General features: G+C 57.5%; 17 protein-coding genes. 11 read left to right on the top strand and 6 right to left on the bottom strand.

All coding sequences use genetic code 11. The annotated features are described in order from the left end of the window. Positions 1-2 precede the first annotated feature (2 nt). Positions 3-1,676, bottom strand: coding sequence for an NAD-dependent DNA ligase LigB (gene ligB, locus PGS10_RS09375; protein WP_315711892.1), 1,674 nt, complete (start codon positions 1,674-1,676; stop codon positions 3-5). Between the two features lie 258 nt (positions 1,677-1,934). Here ligB and gmk point away from each other — a divergent pair, with 258 nt between their 5' ends. From gmk to fpr, 7 genes are all read left to right on the top strand, one after another. Beyond that, the gene (gene gmk / locus PGS10_RS09370) at positions 1,935-2,558 is read left to right on the top strand and encodes a guanylate kinase (protein ID WP_015369144.1); all 624 of its coding nucleotides are present in this window, start codon (positions 1,935-1,937) and stop codon (positions 2,556-2,558) included. Between the two features lie 54 nt (positions 2,559-2,612). Further along, positions 2,613-2,888 carry a DNA-directed RNA polymerase subunit omega gene (rpoZ, locus tag PGS10_RS09365; RefSeq protein ID WP_000135058.1) on the top strand — a complete coding sequence of 92 codons (276 nt, stop codon included), beginning with the start codon at positions 2,613-2,615 and terminating at the stop codon, positions 2,886-2,888. A gap of 18 nt (positions 2,889-2,906) precedes the next feature. Next, a complete protein-coding gene (spoT, locus tag PGS10_RS09360; protein WP_015369143.1) occupies positions 2,907-5,027 on the top strand; it encodes a bifunctional GTP diphosphokinase/guanosine-3',5'-bis pyrophosphate 3'-pyrophosphohydrolase in 2,121 nt (706 codons plus the stop codon). A 96-nt stretch (positions 5,028-5,123) separates the two neighbouring features. Beyond that, the gene (gene trmH / locus PGS10_RS09355; RefSeq protein WP_047047644.1) at positions 5,124-5,813 is read left to right on the top strand and encodes a tRNA (guanosine(18)-2'-O)-methyltransferase TrmH; all 690 of its coding nucleotides are present in this window, start codon (positions 5,124-5,126) and stop codon (positions 5,811-5,813) included. Between the two features lie 5 nt (positions 5,814-5,818). Next, complete coding sequence (gene recG / locus PGS10_RS09350; RefSeq protein WP_047078196.1) at positions 5,819-7,900, top strand: ATP-dependent DNA helicase RecG; 2,082 nt, start codon at positions 5,819-5,821, stop codon at positions 7,898-7,900. A gap of 51 nt (positions 7,901-7,951) precedes the next feature. After that, positions 7,952-8,962 (top strand): class II fructose-bisphosphatase, encoded by a 1,011-nt coding sequence (glpX, locus tag PGS10_RS09345; protein ID WP_045390580.1) that lies wholly within the window; start codon positions 7,952-7,954, stop codon positions 8,960-8,962. A gap of 95 nt (positions 8,963-9,057) precedes the next feature. Then, positions 9,058-9,804 carry a ferredoxin--NADP(+) reductase gene (gene fpr / locus PGS10_RS09340; protein ID WP_032709404.1) on the top strand — a complete coding sequence of 249 codons (747 nt, stop codon included), beginning with the start codon at positions 9,058-9,060 and terminating at the stop codon, positions 9,802-9,804. Here the strand turns inward: fpr and PGS10_RS09335 are convergent, their stop codons facing one another. Next, positions 9,805-10,233, bottom strand: coding sequence for a DUF805 domain-containing protein (locus PGS10_RS09335; RefSeq protein ID WP_045390577.1), 429 nt, complete (start codon positions 10,231-10,233; stop codon positions 9,805-9,807). It lies immediately after the preceding gene. A gap of 112 nt (positions 10,234-10,345) precedes the next feature. Between PGS10_RS09335 and PGS10_RS09330 the strand changes: the two genes are divergently transcribed. Both PGS10_RS09330 and tpiA read left to right on the top strand, forming a co-directional pair. Further along, complete coding sequence (locus PGS10_RS09330) at positions 10,346-10,945, top strand: DUF1454 family protein (RefSeq protein WP_015369137.1); 600 nt, start codon at positions 10,346-10,348, stop codon at positions 10,943-10,945. A gap of 108 nt (positions 10,946-11,053) precedes the next feature. Then, complete coding sequence (tpiA, locus tag PGS10_RS09325; RefSeq protein WP_002922909.1) at positions 11,054-11,821, top strand: triose-phosphate isomerase; 768 nt, start codon at positions 11,054-11,056, stop codon at positions 11,819-11,821. A gap of 98 nt (positions 11,822-11,919) precedes the next feature. On the opposite strand, the gene PGS10_RS09320 is transcribed toward tpiA, so the two are convergent. The 4 genes from PGS10_RS09320 to zapB form a co-directional block, all read right to left on the bottom strand. Beyond that, positions 11,920-13,224, bottom strand: a complete 1,305-nt coding sequence (locus PGS10_RS09320; RefSeq protein WP_047078197.1) for an SLC13 family permease — start codon at positions 13,222-13,224, stop codon at positions 11,920-11,922. Positions 13,225-13,288: 64 nt separating this feature from the next. Next, complete coding sequence (locus PGS10_RS09315; protein WP_047078198.1) at positions 13,289-14,053, bottom strand: CDP-diacylglycerol diphosphatase; 765 nt, start codon at positions 14,051-14,053, stop codon at positions 13,289-13,291. 251 nt (positions 14,054-14,304) lie between these two features. Continuing rightward, positions 14,305-15,294, bottom strand: a complete 990-nt coding sequence (locus PGS10_RS09310) for a sulfate ABC transporter substrate-binding protein (RefSeq protein ID WP_015369134.1) — start codon at positions 15,292-15,294, stop codon at positions 14,305-14,307. A gap of 151 nt (positions 15,295-15,445) precedes the next feature. Then, positions 15,446-15,691: a septal ring assembly protein ZapB gene (gene zapB / locus PGS10_RS09305; RefSeq protein ID WP_020077673.1), complete on the bottom strand. Its 246-nt coding sequence runs from the start codon at positions 15,689-15,691 to the stop codon at positions 15,446-15,448. A gap of 438 nt (positions 15,692-16,129) precedes the next feature. Between zapB and PGS10_RS09300 the strand changes: the two genes are divergently transcribed. Together PGS10_RS09300 and glpK are read left to right on the top strand one after the other, a co-directional pair. Continuing rightward, complete coding sequence (locus tag PGS10_RS09300) at positions 16,130-16,978, top strand: MIP/aquaporin family protein (RefSeq protein ID WP_015369132.1); 849 nt, start codon at positions 16,130-16,132, stop codon at positions 16,976-16,978. A 21-nt stretch (positions 16,979-16,999) separates the two neighbouring features. Beyond that, positions 17,000-18,511: a glycerol kinase GlpK gene (gene glpK / locus PGS10_RS09295; RefSeq protein ID WP_045411423.1), complete on the top strand. Its 1,512-nt coding sequence runs from the start codon at positions 17,000-17,002 to the stop codon at positions 18,509-18,511. The last annotated feature ends 27 nt before the right edge of the window (positions 18,512-18,538 follow it).

Here is an 18,538-nt window from a genome sequence, read left to right as displayed (position 1 = left end):
CCTCAAAAACCCGGGATATGTTGCCCGTTGAGCCACTGCGCCAGCGCGGCAATATCCGGGTTTTGCAAAAAGGCGACCAGCTGACGCGCCCTTTCCTGCCCCACCCCCGGTAATTGCCGCCACTGGGACTCATTGCGCTCCCGCAATAGTTGCCAGTTTTCTGCCGCAACGCTCGCCTGCGCGGACTGAGGTATCGGTACCCCCAGCGCCAGCACCCAACGAATAAACGGCTGCTCGCGGGTCAAATTGAACTGATGCCACAGCCGCAGGCCACGCTTGCTGGTAATGCCTGGCACGCTCTGTAGTTGTTCAGGCGTCAAAGCCAGCCATGAAAAAAGATGAGCCATGCGGCGATCGTCTATTAGCGTGCGCCATAGCGCCTCTCCTGCTCCCCCAATATCCAGAACTGGCTTAGACGATAGCCAAACAAGCCGGGAGAGAAACTGCCCAGCGCACTCGGACAACGCAAAATAACAGGTTAAGGAATGAAAACGGGGCGAAGGCGGTTGTGGCGCATCGCGGTGGCTGGCCCGCCAGACCACGCTATCCAGACGCGGGATGCCCTGTCCAGCCAGGCTTATTAGCACCTGGTCTCCGGCGACGATGTCTAACTGCCGCCAGCGGGCCACCGAGCCAATATTGACCCGACGCACCAGTTTATCGTCCAGTTTTACCGGTTCGAGATGCGCCACAACGGCTATCTTGCCGCTGCGCCCGACAGTGAACTGGATTGTGGTCACTTCCGCCACCTGCGAAAACGGCTGATATTTCCAGGCCGCCACCCAGTGCCCCTGTCCTGGAAGCCAACTGCCCCCGGCTGGTTCTTTTTCCGCGCGGATCACAATGCCATCGGTGACAAAGGGCAGCGGCGAGGCAAACCAGCGCTCGCGCCAGACGGCGGTCTCCTGCCAGTCTTTCACCGGATGGGAATAGCGCTGCGCCAGAGGAAACCCGCCGTCGGCAAGCAGCGCCAGGCGGGTGGACATCCGGGCCGGACCGTCGGGCCAGGCCCAGATAAACACCCCCAGCGTGTTCAGCGTTGCCGATGGCGCTTTGCGCATCAGTATCCCGGCGACTTTCGCCCGTGAATTCATACCGCCCGCCTGTTTTTGTATATGCCCCTCTTGCAGCTGAAAAATCTCGCCCTGTAGCACGCTATTTGCCAGCGCTCCTGCGGTAGTTTGCGGTAGGCCGGGGATCCGGCGCACTTTTACAGTCCAGTCTTCCCCCGCCAGACCGTCGCCGCGGCTAATCGCCTGTATTAACCTCCCTCCGCGATAAACCAGCGTCACTGCCACCCCGTCGACTTTCGGCTGTACCCACAGATTGGGTTTCTCGCGCATCCAGCGGCCGACGCTTGCGGCATCAGGCAGTTTACGCACGCCGGTATGCGCGATGGGATGTTTGACTTCGCCGCGCGGCGGCGGCAGCTCGTCTTCAGGCGTCTCCTGACCGAAGCAGCGCCGCCACTGCGCCAACCGGGCAGATAGCATGTCATAGACCTCGTCGCTGACCTCGCTGCGGCCCTGCTGCCAGTAGGCCGCTTTCCAGTCGGCAATCTGCTGGCTCAGGCGATCTATCTCCTGCCCGGCTTGTTGCAAAGACCACGCCGGGCAGGCCGCCGTTGCCATTGCCGCCGCCATCCATAACGCTGTCCCTATCAGCCATCTGCACATGCCTTTACCTCCTTGTTCTACCTTGCGGCATCGTGCGCTAAAGACCGAAGCCGCGGCGACAGGCAAATCATTACGTTGCGAGCGGCTTTCCAGGATTTACACCTTGTTGCTGCAACTGCTTAAGAAATCAGGAAAGCGGCAGGCAAAATGAAAGAAACAGCGGCAAAAAGTGTGACAATGACTGCGTCACGCGGCGGCGGCGTGTATAATAGGCTCGTATGTAGGATCTCTTTCGACAATCACATACAAAAGACACTCATGGCTCAAGGCACGCTTTATATTGTTTCCGCCCCTAGCGGCGCGGGTAAATCCAGCCTGATTCAGGCTTTATTGAAAACCCAACCGTTGTACGATTCCCAGGTTTCTGTTTCGCATACCACGCGCAATCCGCGCCCGGGTGAAGTTCACGGTGAACACTATTTCTTTGTCGATCACGATAAATTCAGGTCGATGATTAGCGAAGACGCTTTCCTTGAGCACGCTGAGGTTTTTGGCAATTATTACGGGACCTCTCGTGAAGCTATCGAGCAGGTTCTGGCGACCGGCGTTGATGTTTTTCTTGATATCGACTGGCAGGGCGCCCAGCAAATCCGTAATAAAATGCCCGGCGCGCGCAGTATCTTTATTCTGCCGCCGTCAAAAGACGAACTTGACCGCCGCCTGCGCGGCCGCGGCCAGGACAGCGAAGAAGTCATCGCAAAACGTATGGCGCAGGCAGTTGCAGAAATGAGCCATTACGCGGAATATGATTACCTTATTGTGAATGATGATTTTGATACCGCTTTAGGCGATCTGAAAAACATTATCCGCGCTGAACGTCTGCGCATGAGCCGCCAAAAGCAGCGACATGGCGCTTTAATCACCAAACTATTGGCAGACTGAACCCACATTCAGTATCATGCCCAGTCATTTCTTCACCTGTGGAGCATTTTAAGTATGGCACGCGTAACTGTTCAGGACGCTGTAGAGAAAATTGGTAACCGTTTTGACCTGGTACTGGTCGCCGCGCGTCGCGCTCGTCAGATGCAGGTAGGCGGAAAGGATCCGCTGGTACCGGAAGAAAACGATAAAACCACCGTTATCGCACTGCGCGAAATCGAAGAAGGTCTGATCAACAACCAGATCCTCGACGTACGTGAGCGCCAGGAACAGCAAGAGCAGGAAGCCGCTGAATTACAAGCCGTTACCGCGATTGCTGAAGGTCGTCGTTAATCACACAGCGGGTCGCCCTTGTATCTGTTTGAAAGCCTGAATCAGCTGATTCAAAACTACCTGCCGGAAGAGCAAATCAAGCGCCTTCGGCAGGCGTATCTCGTTGCACGTGACGCTCACGAGGGTCAGACACGTTCAAGCGGTGAACCCTATATCACGCACCCGGTAGCGGTGGCCTGCATTCTGGCCGAGATGAAACTCGACTACGAAACGCTGATGGCCGCGCTGCTGCATGATGTGATTGAAGATACCCCTGCCACCTACCAGGACATGGAACAGCTTTTTGGTAAAAGCGTCGCCGAACTGGTAGAGGGGGTGTCGAAACTTGATAAGCTCAAGTTCCGCGATAAGAAAGAGGCGCAAGCCGAAAACTTCCGCAAAATGATCATGGCGATGGTGCAGGATATCCGCGTCATCCTCATCAAGCTTGCCGACCGCACCCACAACATGCGCACCCTGGGCTCGCTACGCCCGGATAAACGCCGTCGCATCGCCCGCGAAACGCTGGAAATTTATAGCCCTCTGGCGCACCGTTTAGGTATCCATCACATTAAAACCGAGCTCGAAGAGCTGGGCTTTGAAGCGCTGTACCCTAACCGCTACCGCGTCATTAAAGAAGTGGTCAAAGCGGCGCGCGGCAACCGAAAAGAGATGATTCAGAAAATCCTCTCTGAGATCGAAGGGCGTTTACAGGAAGCAGGGATCCCCTGCCGCGTTAGCGGTCGCGAAAAGCATCTGTACTCTATTTACTGCAAAATGGTGCTCAAAGAGCAGCGTTTTCACTCGATTATGGACATCTACGCCTTCCGCGTTATCGTTCACGATCCCGATATCTGCTATCGCGTGCTGGGCCAAATGCACAGCCTCTACAAGCCGCGTCCAGGCCGTTTCAAAGATTACATCGCCATTCCGAAAGCGAACGGCTATCAATCTTTGCACACCTCGATGATTGGCCCCCACGGCGTCCCGGTCGAGGTACAAATCCGTACCGAAGATATGGACCAGATGGCGGAGATGGGGGTTGCGGCGCACTGGGCGTATAAAGAGCACGGGGGCGAAAGCAGCACGACCGCGCAAATCCGCGCTCAGCGCTGGATGCAAAGCCTGCTGGAACTGCAGCAGAGCGCCGGTAGCTCGTTTGAATTTATCGAGAGCGTTAAATCCGATCTGTTCCCGGATGAGATTTACGTTTTCACCCCGGAAGGGCGCATTGTCGAACTGCCTGCCGGCGCCACGCCGGTGGACTTCGCCTACGCGGTGCATACCGATATCGGCCATGCCTGCGTCGGCGCGCGCGTCGACCGTCAGCCCTATCCGCTGTCGCAGCCGCTCTCCAGCGGCCAGACTGTCGAAATCATTACCGCGCCGGGCGCGCGTCCGAATGCCGCATGGCTGAACTTTGTCGTCAGCTCGAAAGCGCGCGCCAAGATCCGCCAACTGCTGAAAAACCTTAAGCGCGACGATTCCGTCAGCCTTGGCCGCCGATTGCTCAACCACGCGTTAGGCGGCAGCCGCAAGCTGGCAGAAATCCCGCCGGAGAACATCCAGCGCGAACTTGACCGCATGAAGCTTGCCACGCTTGACGATCTGCTGGCGGAAATCGGTCTCGGTAACGCAATGAGCGTGGTGGTAGCGAAAAATCTGCAGCAGGGTGAAGCCTCTGCCGCACCGGTGCCGGCCAACGCGTCGAATCACGGCCATCTGCCGATCAAGGGCGCCGATGGCGTGCTGATTACTTTCGCCAAGTGCTGTCGTCCGATTCCGGGGGACCCGATCATCGCCCACGTCAGCCCAGGCAAAGGGTTGGTTATCCACCATGAATCCTGTCGTAACATCCGCGGCTACCAGAAAGAGCCTGAGAAGTTTATGGCGGTCGAATGGGATAAAGAAACTGCGCAGGAATTTATCGCCGAAATTAAGGTGGATATGTTCAACCACCAGGGCGCGCTGGCTAACCTGACGGCCGCAATCAACACCGCGTCTTCCAATATTCAGAGCCTGAATACGGAAGAAAAAGATGGCCGCGTTTACAGCGCCTTTATCCGCCTGACCGCGCGCGACCGCGTGCATCTGGCGAATATCATGCGCAAAATTCGCGTCATGCCGGACGTGATTAAAGTCACTCGTAACCGAAATTAGCTTTTACAAAAATCGAATCCCCAGGAAGGTACTGAAGTACGTGACTGGGGTGAGTGAGTGCAGCTAACGCCGAGGCAGTTCGAAGGATTAAGTAGAATGAATTCACAGCGTTATGCGCGTATCTGCGAGATGCTCGCCAGGCGTCAGCCTGATCTGACGGTCTGCATGGAGCAGGTCCATAAACCCCATAACGTCTCTGCGGTCATCCGCACCGCAGACGCCATCGGCGTACATGAAGTACACGCCATCTGGCCTGGCAGTCGTATGCGCACCATGGCCTCTGCCGCCGCCGGCAGCAATAGTTGGGTGCAGGTGAAAACACACCGCACGATCGGCGATGCCGTCAGCCACTTAAAAGGCCGGGGCATGCAAATCCTCGCGACACACCTTTCCGACAAAGCCATCGATTTTCGCGAAATCGACTATACGCGCCCGACCTGCATCCTGATGGGCCAGGAGAAAACCGGCATCACCCAGGAAGCGCTGGCGCTGGCAGACCAGGACATCATTATTCCAATGGTCGGTATGGTGCAGTCGCTGAACGTCTCCGTCGCCTCCGCGCTGATCCTTTACGAAGCGCAGCGTCAGCGGCAGAACGCCGGAATGTACCAACGCGCCAATAGCATGCTGCCGCCTGAAGAGCAGCAGCGGCTGCTATTTGAAGGCGGGTACCCGGTGCTGGCACGCGTCGCCAGGCAAAAAGGTCTGCCTTATCCCCACGTCAACGAGCAGGGCGAAGTCGAAGCCGATGCCGAGTGGTGGGCAACGATGCAGGCGGCGAGGTAAATCCGATGTCAGGCCGCCTGTTAGATGCCGTACCGCTCAACTCGCTGACCGGCGTTGGCGCCGCACAGAGCAACAAACTGGCGAAAATCGGTCTGCATACGGTTCAGGACCTGCTACTACACCTGCCGCTACGCTATGAAGACCGGACTCACCTGTACCAAATCGGCGAACTGCTGCCGGGCGTCTACGCAACCGTAGAGGGTGAAGTGCTCAACAGCAATATCACCTTCGGCGGCCGCCGGATGATGACCTGTCAGATCAGCGACGGCTCCGGCATCCTGACCATGCGTTTTTTTAACTTCAATGCGGCGATGAAAAACAGCCTGGCGACCGGTCGTCGTGTGCTGGCCTACGGCGAAGCTAAACGCGGCAAGTTCGGCGCCGAGATGATCCACCCGGAATATCGCGTGCAGGGCGATATGAGCACCCCGGAGCTGCAGGAAACCCTGACTCCGGTCTACCCGACCACTGAAGGCATTAAGCAGGCGACGCTGCGCAAACTCACCGATCAGGCGCTTGAGCTGCTGGAAACCTGCGCGATTAGCGAACTGCTGCCGCCGGAGCTGGCGCAGGGGATGATGAGTCTGCCGGAGGCGCTGCGTACGCTGCACCGCCCGCCGCCGTCGCTACAGCTCAGCGAGCTGGAGAGCGGTAAACATCCGGCACAGCAGCGTCTTATCCTGGAAGAGTTGCTAGCGCATAATCTCAGCATGCTGGCGCTCCGCGCCGGTGCCCAGCGCTACCATGCGCTGCCGCTCAGCGCCAACGACACGCTGAAAACCCAGCTTCTGGCTTCTCTACCCTTTAAACCAACGGGCGCGCAGGCGCGCGTCACCGCGGAGATCGAGCGCGATATGGCGCTGGACGTGCCGATGATGCGCCTGGTGCAGGGCGACGTCGGATCCGGTAAAACGCTGGTCGCCGCGCTGGCCGCCCTGCGCGCTATCGCCCATGGCAAACAGGTGGCGCTGATGGCGCCTACCGAACTGCTGGCCGAGCAGCATGCCAATAATTTCCGCAGCTGGTTCGCGCCGCTGGGCATTGAAGTCGGCTGGCTGGCTGGCAAACAGAAAGGCAAAGCGCGCCAGGCGCAGCAGGAAGCCATTGCCAACGGCGAAGTGCAGATGATTGTCGGCACCCACGCCATTTTCCAGGAGCAGGTGCAGTTTAACGGCCTGGCGCTGGTGATTATCGACGAACAGCATCGCTTTGGCGTTCATCAACGCCTGGCGCTGTGGGAAAAGGGCCAGCAGCAGGGCTTCCACCCGCATCAGTTGATCATGACCGCTACACCGATTCCGCGCACCCTGGCGATGACCGCCTATGCCGATCTCGATACCTCGGTTATCGACGAGCTGCCGCCGGGCCGTACCCCGGTCACTACCGTCGCTATCCCGGACACCCGCCGCAGCGACATTATCGACCGCGTGCGCAACGCCTGCACCCAGGAAGGTCGCCAGGCCTATTGGGTCTGTACACTGATTGAAGAGTCCGATCTGCTGGAAGCCCAGGCGGCGGAAGCCACCTGGGAAGAGCTCAAGCTGGCGCTACCGGAACTTAACATCGGTCTCGTTCACGGGCGAATGAAACCAGCGGAGAAACAGGCCGTGATGCAGGCCTTCAAGCAGGGCGAGATGCACCTGCTGGTCGCCACCACGGTGATTGAAGTCGGCGTTGACGTCCCTAACTCAAGCCTGATGATTATCGAAAACCCGGAGCGTCTGGGTCTGGCGCAGCTGCACCAGCTACGCGGGCGCGTCGGGCGCGGCGCCGTCGCCTCCCACTGCGTGCTACTCTATAAATCGCCGCTCTCCAAAACGGCGCAGAAGCGCCTGCAGGTGCTGCGCGACAGCAACGACGGTTTCGTCATCGCCCAGAAAGACCTTGAAATCCGCGGCCCCGGCGAGCTTCTCGGCACCCGCCAGACCGGCAACGCCGAATTTAAAGTAGCGGACTTGCTGCGCGATCAGGCCATGATCCCCGAGGTTCAGCGCATTGCTCGCCATATTCACGAACGCTATCCGCTGCAGGCGCAGGCGCTGATTGAGCGCTGGATGCCGGAAACCGAACGCTATTCCAACGCGTAGCGCGTCCTTTTTGCCGCGCTACGGGCAACTTTTCTACACAATGAGTGGATTATGAAACGAGAACTGGCCATCGAATTTTCGCGTGTCACCGAAGCCGCCGCGCTGGCGGGCTATAAATGGCTGGGCCGCGGCGATAAAAATACCGCCGACGGCGCAGCGGTTAACGCCATGCGCATTATGCTTAACCTCGTCAATATCGACGGCACCATCGTCATCGGCGAGGGCGAAATCGATGAAGCGCCGATGCTCTATATCGGCGAAAAAGTGGGTACCGGCAAAGGCGACGCGGTAGATATCGCCGTCGACCCAATTGAAGGCACCCGCATGACGGCCATGGGCCAGGCCAACGCGCTGGCAGTGATGGCGGTCGGCGATAAAGGCTGCTTCCTCAACGCGCCGGATATGTATATGGAAAAGCTGATTGTCGGCCCCGGCGCTAAAGGCGCTATCGATCTCAATCTGCCGCTGGAAGATAATTTGCGCAACATCGCCCGCGCGTTGAATAAACCGCTCGCTGAACTGACCGTCACCGTGCTGGCGAAACCCCGCCACGACGCGGTCATTGCGCAACTGCAGCAGTTGGGCGTGCGCGTGTTCGCGATCCCCGATGGCGACGTGGCGGCCTCTATCCTTACCTGCATGCCGGATAGCGAAGTCGACGTGCTGTACGGCATCGGCGGCGCGCCGGAAGGCGTGGTTTCGGCGGCGGTGATCCGCGCGCTGGACGGCGATATGCAGGGCCGCCTGCTGGCTCGTCACCACGTGAAGGGCGACAGCGAAGAGAACCGCCGTATCGGTGAAAACGAACTGGCGCGCTGCAAAACCATGGGCATCGAAGCGGGCAAAGTGCTGCGTCTTGATGAAATGGCGCGCAGCGATAACGTCATCTTCTCCGCCACCGGGATTACCAAAGGCGATCTACTGGACGGCATTACCCGCAAGGGCAATATGGCGACCACTGAAACGCTGCTGATCCGCGGTAAATCGCGGACTATCCGCCGTATTCAGTCGATTCATTACCTCGACCGAAAAGACCCGGACGTCCAGCAACACATCCTGTAAAACATTTGATCAATCGAGCTTTCCAGCCTTTTCGGGCTGGAAATCTTCTCCCGTCGCGGTGAAGATAGACTGACGAGATTGAAAGGAGAGACGCAATGGCAAACTGGGTTACAGGTAAAGTTGTAAAAGTGCAAAACTGGACCGATGCACTGTTTAGCCTCACCATTCACGCGCCCGTTGAGCCGTTCACCGCAGGGCAGTTTGCTAAACTGGGCCTGGATGTTGACGGCGAGCGCGTGCAGCGCGCCTACTCCTACGTCAACGCCCCCAGCAATCCCGATCTTGAGTTCTACCTGGTCACCGTTCCGGAGGGTAAACTCAGCCCGCGACTGGCCGCGCTGAAACCCGGCGACGACGTGCAGATTGTCAGCGAAGCCGCCGGTTTCTTCGTGCTGGAAGAGGTGCCGGACTGCGACACGCTGTGGATGCTCGCCACCGGTACGGCGATCGGCCCCTATCTGTCGATTCTGGAAGAAGGGAAAGACCTGGATCGCTTCAAGAACCTGGTGCTGGTGCATGCGGCGCGCTATGCCGCCGACCTCAGCTATTTACCGCAAATGCGCGAGCTGGAGCAGCGCTATGCCGGCAAATTACGTATCCAGACCGTGGTCAGCCGCGAGACAGCGGAAGGTTCGCTGACGGGCCGGGTGCCGTTCCTGATTGAAACCGGCGCGCTGGAAGAGGCGGTCGGCCTGCCGATGACCGCCGATACCAGCCACGTGATGCTGTGCGGCAACCCGCAGATGGTGCGTGATACCCAGCAGTTGCTGAAAGAGACCCGGCAGATGACCAAACATCTGCGTCGCCGACCGGGCCATATGACGGCAGAGCACTACTGGTAATCAGACGTCCGCTTTCCAGCGGACATCCTGCGTCTCTTTGCCAAACTTATTTTCGCCCTGGGTGCCGACGAACGCGCCCAGGTCGATCAACATCATGACGATAATCAGCGTCGGTACAAAGCGCCCGACGCCCCACTGCCAAACCTGCGGCAACATCGCCCAGTTGCCCGCCAGCAGCATCCACGCCAGAATCATCAGCAGCGCCCAGAGGCCGGATCTCCCGCGATCGTGCAGACGCTTCACCACTACCGCCGCCGTCGGCCAGAGCAGGCAGACGAGAATAAACGCCGCGGTCTGCAAACTCAGCAAATTGCTGCCCGCGAGAGTAAACAGCGCGCTCATGGTCAACACCCAGATAACGATCCAAATCCAGAAATCCCGGCGGCCAATACGGCCTTTAATTGAGAATAACCACTGCTGTAGGGTCATGTTTTATTCCTTATCATCATCATTCGCGTAGTTTACCCTGAAGGCGTCACTTTTTGACAAGCGTGACGGTTCCCGTTTTAATCGTCGGCAGGCAAAAAAAGGAAAGATGGGCATGAAGAAGTGGGCAATCTTAAGTTTGATTGGGCTGACAGCGTTATCTGTCGGCCCGATGGCGTTGTCCGCAGAAACGGAATCCGCCGCCACCGCCCCCTATCTTTTACCCAGCGCGCCGATTTTTGATGTCAGCATCAGCGAGTTCCGCGAGAAATTTAATGCCGATAATCCGAAACTGCCGCTTAACGAGTTTCGTTCTATCGCCTCCAGCCGCGATAAAGCCAACCTGACCCGCGCCGCCACCAAGATTAACGAGAATCTCTATGCCTCTACCGCGCTGGAGCGCGGCACGCTGAAGATTAAATCAATGCAGATAACCTGGCTGCCGATTCAGGGGCCGGAGCAAAAAGCGGCGAAAGCGAAAGCGCAGGAATATATGAGCGCCATTCTTCGCGCCTTTGTGCCGACCCTAAGCCCACTGCAGAGCCAGCAAAAGCTGCAAAAACTGCTGACCGCCGGCAAAGGCAAACGCTACTACACCGAAACCGAAGGCGCGGTGCGCTATGTAGTGGCAGATCACGGGGAAAAAGGGCTAACTTTCGCCATTGAACCGATTAAGCTGGCGCTATCTGAAACGCTGGAAGACAACAATAAATGACAAAAAGCAAAGCCTTTCCAGTGACGAGTCTCTATACTGTTTCACAGACCATGCTGCCCTCTGGGGCGGCTATATTCCTTAATTCGCTTAGTAGCGTGGAGAATTAAAATGCGACATCCTTTAGTGATGGGTAACTGGAAACTGAACGGCAGCCGCCACATGGTAAACGAACTGGTTGCTAACCTGCGTACTGAACTGGCCGGCGTAAGCGGCTGTGCAGTGGCAATCGCGCCGCCGGAAATGTATCTCGACCTGGCTAAGCGTGCGGCAGAAGGCAGCCACATTCACCTGGGCGCGCAGAACGTTGACGTGAACCTGTCCGGCGCATTCACCGGTGAAACCTCCGCCGAAATGCTGAAAGATATCGGCGCGCAGTACATCATCATCGGCCACTCCGAACGCCGTACCTACCACAAAGAATCTGACGAACTGATCGCGAAGAAATTCGCTGTACTGAAAGAGCAGGGTCTGACGCCGGTTCTGTGCATCGGTGAAACCGAAGCGGAAAACGAAGCGGGCAAAACTGAAGAAGTTTGCGCGCGTCAGATCGACGCGGTTCTGAAAACTCAGGGCGCAGCCGCTTTTGAAGGCGTGGTTATCGCGTACGAACCAGTATGGGCTATCGGTACCGGTAAATCCGCTACCCCAGCGCAGGCTCAGGCGGTACACAAATTCATCCGTGACCACATTGCTAAAGCTGACGCTAAAATCGCTGAGCAGGTCATCATCCAGTACGGCGGTTCCGTTAACGCCGGCAACGCCGCAGAGCTGTTCACCCAGCCGGACATCGACGGCGCGCTGGTTGGCGGCGCATCCCTGAAAGCAGACGCTTTCGCGGTGATCGTTAAAGCTGCAGAAGCGGCGAAAAAAGCGTAATTCGCTTTCCCGGTGGTGAAACGCCGCCGGGGTTGCTGAAAAATTCGCACGAGTCATAACCCGGCTTAGCGCAGCGCGAGCCGGGTTTTATATTATCGCTACAATTTCCCCAATAGCTGATACCACGCGTAATCCAGCGGCAGCAAAATCACATAGCTCACAGCCGCCAGCGCCAGACATAGCAACATCCCCGCTCTCGCCGGGACTTTACCTAATCCCATCGCCACCACGATCGGCGACGCCTGGTACGGCAGCAGCGGCGTGGAATAACCTAGCACCTGAATCATAATCACGCTCAGCAGCGGAAAGCCGGTCGCGTCGGCAAAGCTCTGCGCAAAAGTCGTATACAGCGCCGGGACGCCGTTGGCGGTCATAATAAAATTCAGCGCGCTGGTAATTCCGGTCAGCGCCAGGAAGCTGGTGAACGGATTATCTTTATCCAGCGGCATCACCTGCAGCAGCGCGTTACCCACCGCGCCGCCAATCCCGGTTTGGGTCACGGTAATCGCCAGTCCCAAAATGCCTGCAACATAAATGCAGGTGCGCATATTCACCCCGCTGGCGAACTCCTCACCGCTGATAAATCCCACTCGCGGCAGCAGCGTGACCACTGCCGCCGCCAGGCCGGTCCACGCCGGGCCGACGCCGTGCCAGCTCTCTGTCACCCATAACGTCAACACCACCGCCAGCAGCCACGCCAGACGCTTTTCGTCGCGGCTCATAGGCGCCAGCGGCGCCAGCTCGCGCGGCGAATGCGGCTTGCCGGGAAACAGCCAGCAGATCAGCGCCACCAGCACCGCCCCTTTCAGCCAGCCAAGTACCGGCGTATGCAGCAGTAAATAGGGAACGTAATTCAGATGGATCCCGTAAGAACCTTCCGCCGCCCCGCTCATCACCAGATTCGGCACGTTAGCGGGCAAAATGGTCGCAGATAGCTGGAAGGTGCCAAAGCCCACCGCCAGCGCCAGGCCGTACCAGCCGCGCGTGCCGTCGGCTATCCCCGCGCGCCGGGCCATCGCCGCCACGATCGGCATCAACAACGCGATGCGCCCCATATTTGATGGCATCACGAACGCCAACGCATAACTCAGTAATACCACGCTGCCGACCATCCGCGGCCAGGAGTCGGTGAGCCGCGCCGATAGCGCCTGCGCCGCTCTATCCGCCAGTCCGGTTTTTCGAATGGCGATCCCCAACACAAAGCCGCTGAACACCAGCCAGAACGCCGAGGAAGCAAAACCGCCGAAGATCACCTCCGGCGGAGCGATTTTGGTCATCATCGCCGCCGCGAAGAACAGCAGCGCGGTGATAAATTCCGGTAACAGCGAAGTCGCCCAGAGCACAATGGTGATGCCGACGATCAGCGAAGGGAGGAACAGCGGGTGGGTTAGCCAGAGCGACATGCCTGTCTCCTGTCGTTTTTTTCAGCAAGAATACGACGACAGGAAAGACAGGTAAACGCCAGAACTAGTGGTTTGCGTTAAGAATTGCGCAGCTATGATCCTGAATTTCTTCCGCCGAAGCACGGTTGAGAGTCAGCAGGTTACGCTCTGTCGCCAACAGCACCAGCGAGCCATCGCTTTGACGCGCCATCGCTAACGCATAACGCCCCATATGTTCGCGCGCTTCCGGTACCTCTTCCGCCAGCATCAGGAACGGGCTGCGCTGAGCCAGCTCGGTTTCCGTTACCCGACGCGCCAGATATTCATGGCCCTGCAGACCGCCCGGCAAGGGTAGCCAGCGGCTGCTAATCGTCGCCGCATCATTATCTAACTGCGCGCGGACATCGGGACGCAGGCAGGAGATATGAATATGGAAGTGGTTTTGCGTGCGCCCGCTGCGCGAGTTAATCGCCAGCGATACCGCGTTATCATCAATTGGCGCGCCGCGGCGCTGGCTCATAATTTCGCGCCCCTGCCAGGCCTGCCAGAAGAAATTCGGCGTTAGCGGATCCAACAACAGCGGACTTTCGGTACCGTTAATACGGTAGGTCGGCATTAGCAGATATTGCAGCGGGCCGTTGCGATCTTTAAACAACACGTAGCCGCCTTTCAGATTCACTTCCGCGCACGGCGACGGGTTCTGATGTTGCTGCTGATTGGGTACGCACTGCTGCAGGACAATATGACGTAACGCGTTCGGGTTGCCGGAATGCAGCCAATAGTAGCCGCCGGCCAAAGCCGCCAGAATAACCACCAGCAGCGCCCACAAAAGGTATCTTACTCTTCTCATTATCGTTCCCTGTTAAGCCTGAACCGGAAGAGTAACGTAATTTGATGACTAAATGAAAACAGATGGTGGTCGAGGAGTTATCCCGGGTAGCGGCTGGCGCCTTACCCGGGCTACCGGACGGCGCAGAACTGTAGCCCTGCTAAGCGTAGCGCAAGCAGGGACTCCCGGGTAGCGGCTGGCGCCTTATCCGGGCTACCGGACGGCGCAGAACTGTAGCCCTGCTAAGCGTAGCGCCAGCAGGGACAAGAGGATTAACGCTGGCTAATCTGGTCGAAGGTACCGCCGTTGGAGAAGTGCTCCTTCTGCGCTTTCGTCCAGCCGCCGAACTCCTGATCGATGGTAAACAGCTTCAGTTTCGGGAACTCGTTGGCATATTTCTTCGCCACATCAGGATCGCGCGGACGATAGAAATTCTTCGCCGCAATCTCCTGGCCTTCCGGCGAGTAGAGATACTTCAGGTACGCTTCCGCCACCTGACGAGTGCCTTTCTTATCCACCACTTTATCGACGACGGAAACCGTCGGCTCTGCCAGAATGGACTCGCTCGGCGTCACGATTTCAAACTTGTCCTTGCCCAGCTCTTTCGTCGCCAGCAGCGCTTCGTTCTCCCAGGCAATCAGCACGTCGCCGATCCCGCGTTCCACGAAGGTGTTGGTAGAACCGCGCGCGCCGGAATCCAGCACTTCCACGTTTTTATACAGCGCCTTCACGAACTCCTGCGCTTTAGCCTGATCGCCGTGATTCTGATGCAGGGCATAGCCCCAGGCCGCCAGATAGTTCCAGCGGGCGCCGCCGGAGCTTTTCGGGTTCGGGGTGATGACCGATACGCCTGGTTTAATCAGGTCGTTCCAGTCATGGATCTGTTTTGGGTTGCCCTTACGGACGAGGAACACGATGGTTGAGGTATATGGCGCGGAGTTATCCGGCAGGCGTTTCAGCCAGTTTTTATCGATACGACCGCGTTCGGCAATGGCGTCTACGTCGTAGGCCAGCGCCAGGGTAACGACATCCGCTTCAATCCCGTTGATAACCGACGTCGCCTGTTTGCCGGAGCCGCCGTGCGACTGACGGATCACCACGTTATCGCCGGTTTCCTGCTTCCAGTGCGCGCTAAACGCTTTATTGTACTGTTCGTACAGCTCGCGCGTCGGATCGTACGAGACGTTCAACAGCTGATAATCTTTTGCCAGCACGCTGGCGGATGCCAGCAACAGAGTTAACCCTACGCCCCACTTATTCATCGCACCGCTCTCTTTATGTGTGTTGTGATGAACTTAGCCTGCCAGAAAGCGAATCAATGATTAAAGAATAAAAAAAGATTGGCTATAACCTGGAGATATAAAGCGGGGGATAGAGAAAACCCCCTCCCGGGCGGGAAGGGGCGGGAAGCGATTAGACTTCTTCCATGCGACCCAGCAGCGCCTGCAGACGATCCTGCCAGCCCTGCTGTTGTTCTCTCAGCTGGCTATTTTCACGCTCCAGCTCTTCACGGCCGTGCTGCGCGCTCTGCACTTCCTGCGCCAGCGTGGTGTTCTTTTCTTTCAGCTCTTCGATTTCCATCTGCAACAGAGTGATGGTATCAATCGCCTGCTGAACTTTTGATTCTAATTTCTCAAACACTTCTAATGACATCGTCATACCTCTCCTGATCTTGCAAGGCGTTGATAGAAACTCGTGTTTCGTATACGCGGTCCCGCCTTAACGAATTAGCGCACAATAGCGGTGTTGTCGTCGATTGTATGAATCCCCGCCTCACCTGTCCAGCGACAACCCGCGCAGATTGCGGTTTGCAACACTTTTCAGTCTTTACCTGGTGCGTTCGCGGCAATTGCCCCGAACTTCTCTGGCGATTGTTAATCAATGAGATAACAAAATACGCAGAAAAAGGTGGGTAAATGTGCCGCAACACGCGTTTATGGCGCGAAAACGCTCATTTTCTTGACGAGGGACACAAATTTAAATTTCGATATTTCTCGTTTATGCTCGTTAACGATAAATTAACACTATGCCTACAAGGCACCGTGGTCGTCCGCGACCAACATACTTACAATAATCACTTCGCTTCAGGATCCGATTATGAGCCAGACATCAACATTAAAAGGCCAGTGCATCGCAGAGTTTCTCGGTACCGGGTTGTTGATCTTTTTCGGCGTTGGGTGCGTAGCTGCGCTCAAAGTCGCAGGAGCCAGCTTCGGTCAGTGGGAAATCAGCATCATCTGGGGTCTGGGGGTGGCTATGGCTATCTACCTGACCGCGGGCGTATCCGGTGCACACCTTAATCCGGCAGTCACCATCGCCTTATGGTTATTCGCCTGCTTTGATGGGCGCAAAGTTGTTCCTTTTATTATTTCGCAATTCGCCGGCGCCTTTTGCGCTGCGGCATTAGTTTACGGGCTTTATTACAATCTTTTCTTCGATTTCGAACACACCCACAACATGGTACGCGGCAGCGTGGAAAGCCTTGAGCTCGCCGGTATCTTCTCGACCTACCCTAACCCGCATATCAATTTTGTGCAGGCCTTCGCGGTAGAAATGGTGATTACCGCTATTCTGATGGGCGTGATTTTAGCACTGACCGACGACGGCAACGGCGTGCCGCGCGGCCCGCTGGCGCCGCTGCTGATTGGCCTGCTGATTGCTGTTATCGGCGCCTCCATGGGCCCGCTGACCGGCTTCGCGATGAACCCGGCGCGTGATATCGGACCGAAAGCCTTCGCCTGGCTGGCAGGCTGGGGCAACGTCGCCTTCACCGGCGGCAAAGATATTCCTTATTTCCTGGTGCCGCTGTGCGCACCGGTGGTCGGCGCGGCGCTGGGCGCATTCAGCTACCGCAAATTTATCGGCCGCCATCTGCCTTGCGACACCTGCGTCGAGGAAGAAAAAGAATCCGCTTCTTCCGCGTCGCAACAAAAAGCTTCGCTGTAATCTGACTACGGGACACCAATTATGACCGAGAAAAAATATATCGTTGCGCTCGACCAGGGCACTACCAGCTCCCGCGCCGTCGTGATGGATCACGACGCCAATATCGTCAGCGTATCACAGCGTGAATTCGAACAAATTTATCCGAAGCCAGGCTGGGTTGAGCACGACCCGATGGAGATTTGGGCCTCGCAGAGCTCTACGCTGGTCGAAGTGTTGGCGAAAGCCGACATCAACTCCGACGAAATTGCCGCCATCGGCATCACCAACCAGCGTGAAACCGCCATCGTATGGGAGCGTGAGACCGGCAAGCCTATTTACAACGCTATCGTCTGGCAGTGTCGCCGTACCGCGGATATCTGCGAGCAGCTCAAGCGCGACGGCATGGAAGAGTACATCCGTAAAGCCACCGGCCTGGTGGTGGATCCGTACTTCTCCGGCACCAAAGTGAAGTGGATCCTTGACCACGTCGAAGGCGCCCGCGAGCGCGCCAAGCGCGGCGAGCTGCTGTTCGGTACCGTTGATACCTGGCTTATCTGGAAAATGACCCAGGGGCGCGTGCACGTCACCGACTACACCAACGCCTCGCGTACCATGTTGTTCAACATCCATGAACTGGACTGGGACGACAAAATGCTCGACGCGCTGGATATCCCGCGCGCCATGCTGCCGGAAGTACGTAAGTCTTCTGAAGTGTACGGCCAGACCAACATCGGCGGCAAAGGCGGCACCCGTATTCCTATCTCCGGCATCGCCGGCGACCAGCAGGCGGCGCTGTTTGGCCAGCTGTGCGTGAAAGAAGGGATGGCGAAAAATACCTACGGTACCGGCTGCTTCATGTTGATGAACACCGGTGAAAAGGCGGTGACCTCAACCCACGGCCTGCTGACCACCATCGCCTGCGGCCCGACCGGCGAAGTGAACTACGCGCTGGAAGGCGCGGTGTTTATGGCCGGGGCGTCGATTCAGTGGCTGCGTGATGAAATGAAACTCATCAACGATGCTTTCGATTCTGAATACTTCGCCACTAAGGTGAAGGACACCAACGGCGTGTATGTGGTGCCGGCCTTTACCGGTCTTGGCGCGCCGTACTGGGATCCGTATGCCCGCGGCGCGATTTTCGGCCTGACCCGCGGGGTGAACGCCAACCATATTATCCGCGCCACGCTGGAATCTATCGCCTATCAGACGCGTGACGTTCTGGAAGCGATGCAGGCCGACTCCGGTATTCGTCTGCACGCCCTGCGCGTGGACGGCGGCGCGGTCGCCAACAACTTCCTGATGCAGTTCCAGTCCGATATTCTCGGCACCCGCGTGGAACGCCCGGAAGTGCGTGAAGTCACGGCGCTGGGCGCCGCCTATCTGGCAGGTCTGGCGGTCGGCTTCTGGCAAAACCTCGACGAGCTGCAGGAGAAAGCGGTGATTGAACGTGAATTCCGCCCGGGTATTGAAACCACCGAGCGCAACTATCGTTACAGCGGCTGGAAGAAAGCGGTGAAACGCGCGTTAGCGTGGGAAGAGCACGACGAAGCGTAAGATTGTGGAGGTATTCCCGGCTTGCGG

Source organism: Klebsiella sp. 141153, assembly GCF_032601995.1.
Taxonomy (GTDB): domain Bacteria; phylum Pseudomonadota; class Gammaproteobacteria; order Enterobacterales; family Enterobacteriaceae; genus Klebsiella; species Klebsiella aerogenes.
The sequence above is the reverse complement of the archived record's forward strand: the minus strand, read 5'-3'. Positions and strand labels throughout refer to the sequence as shown.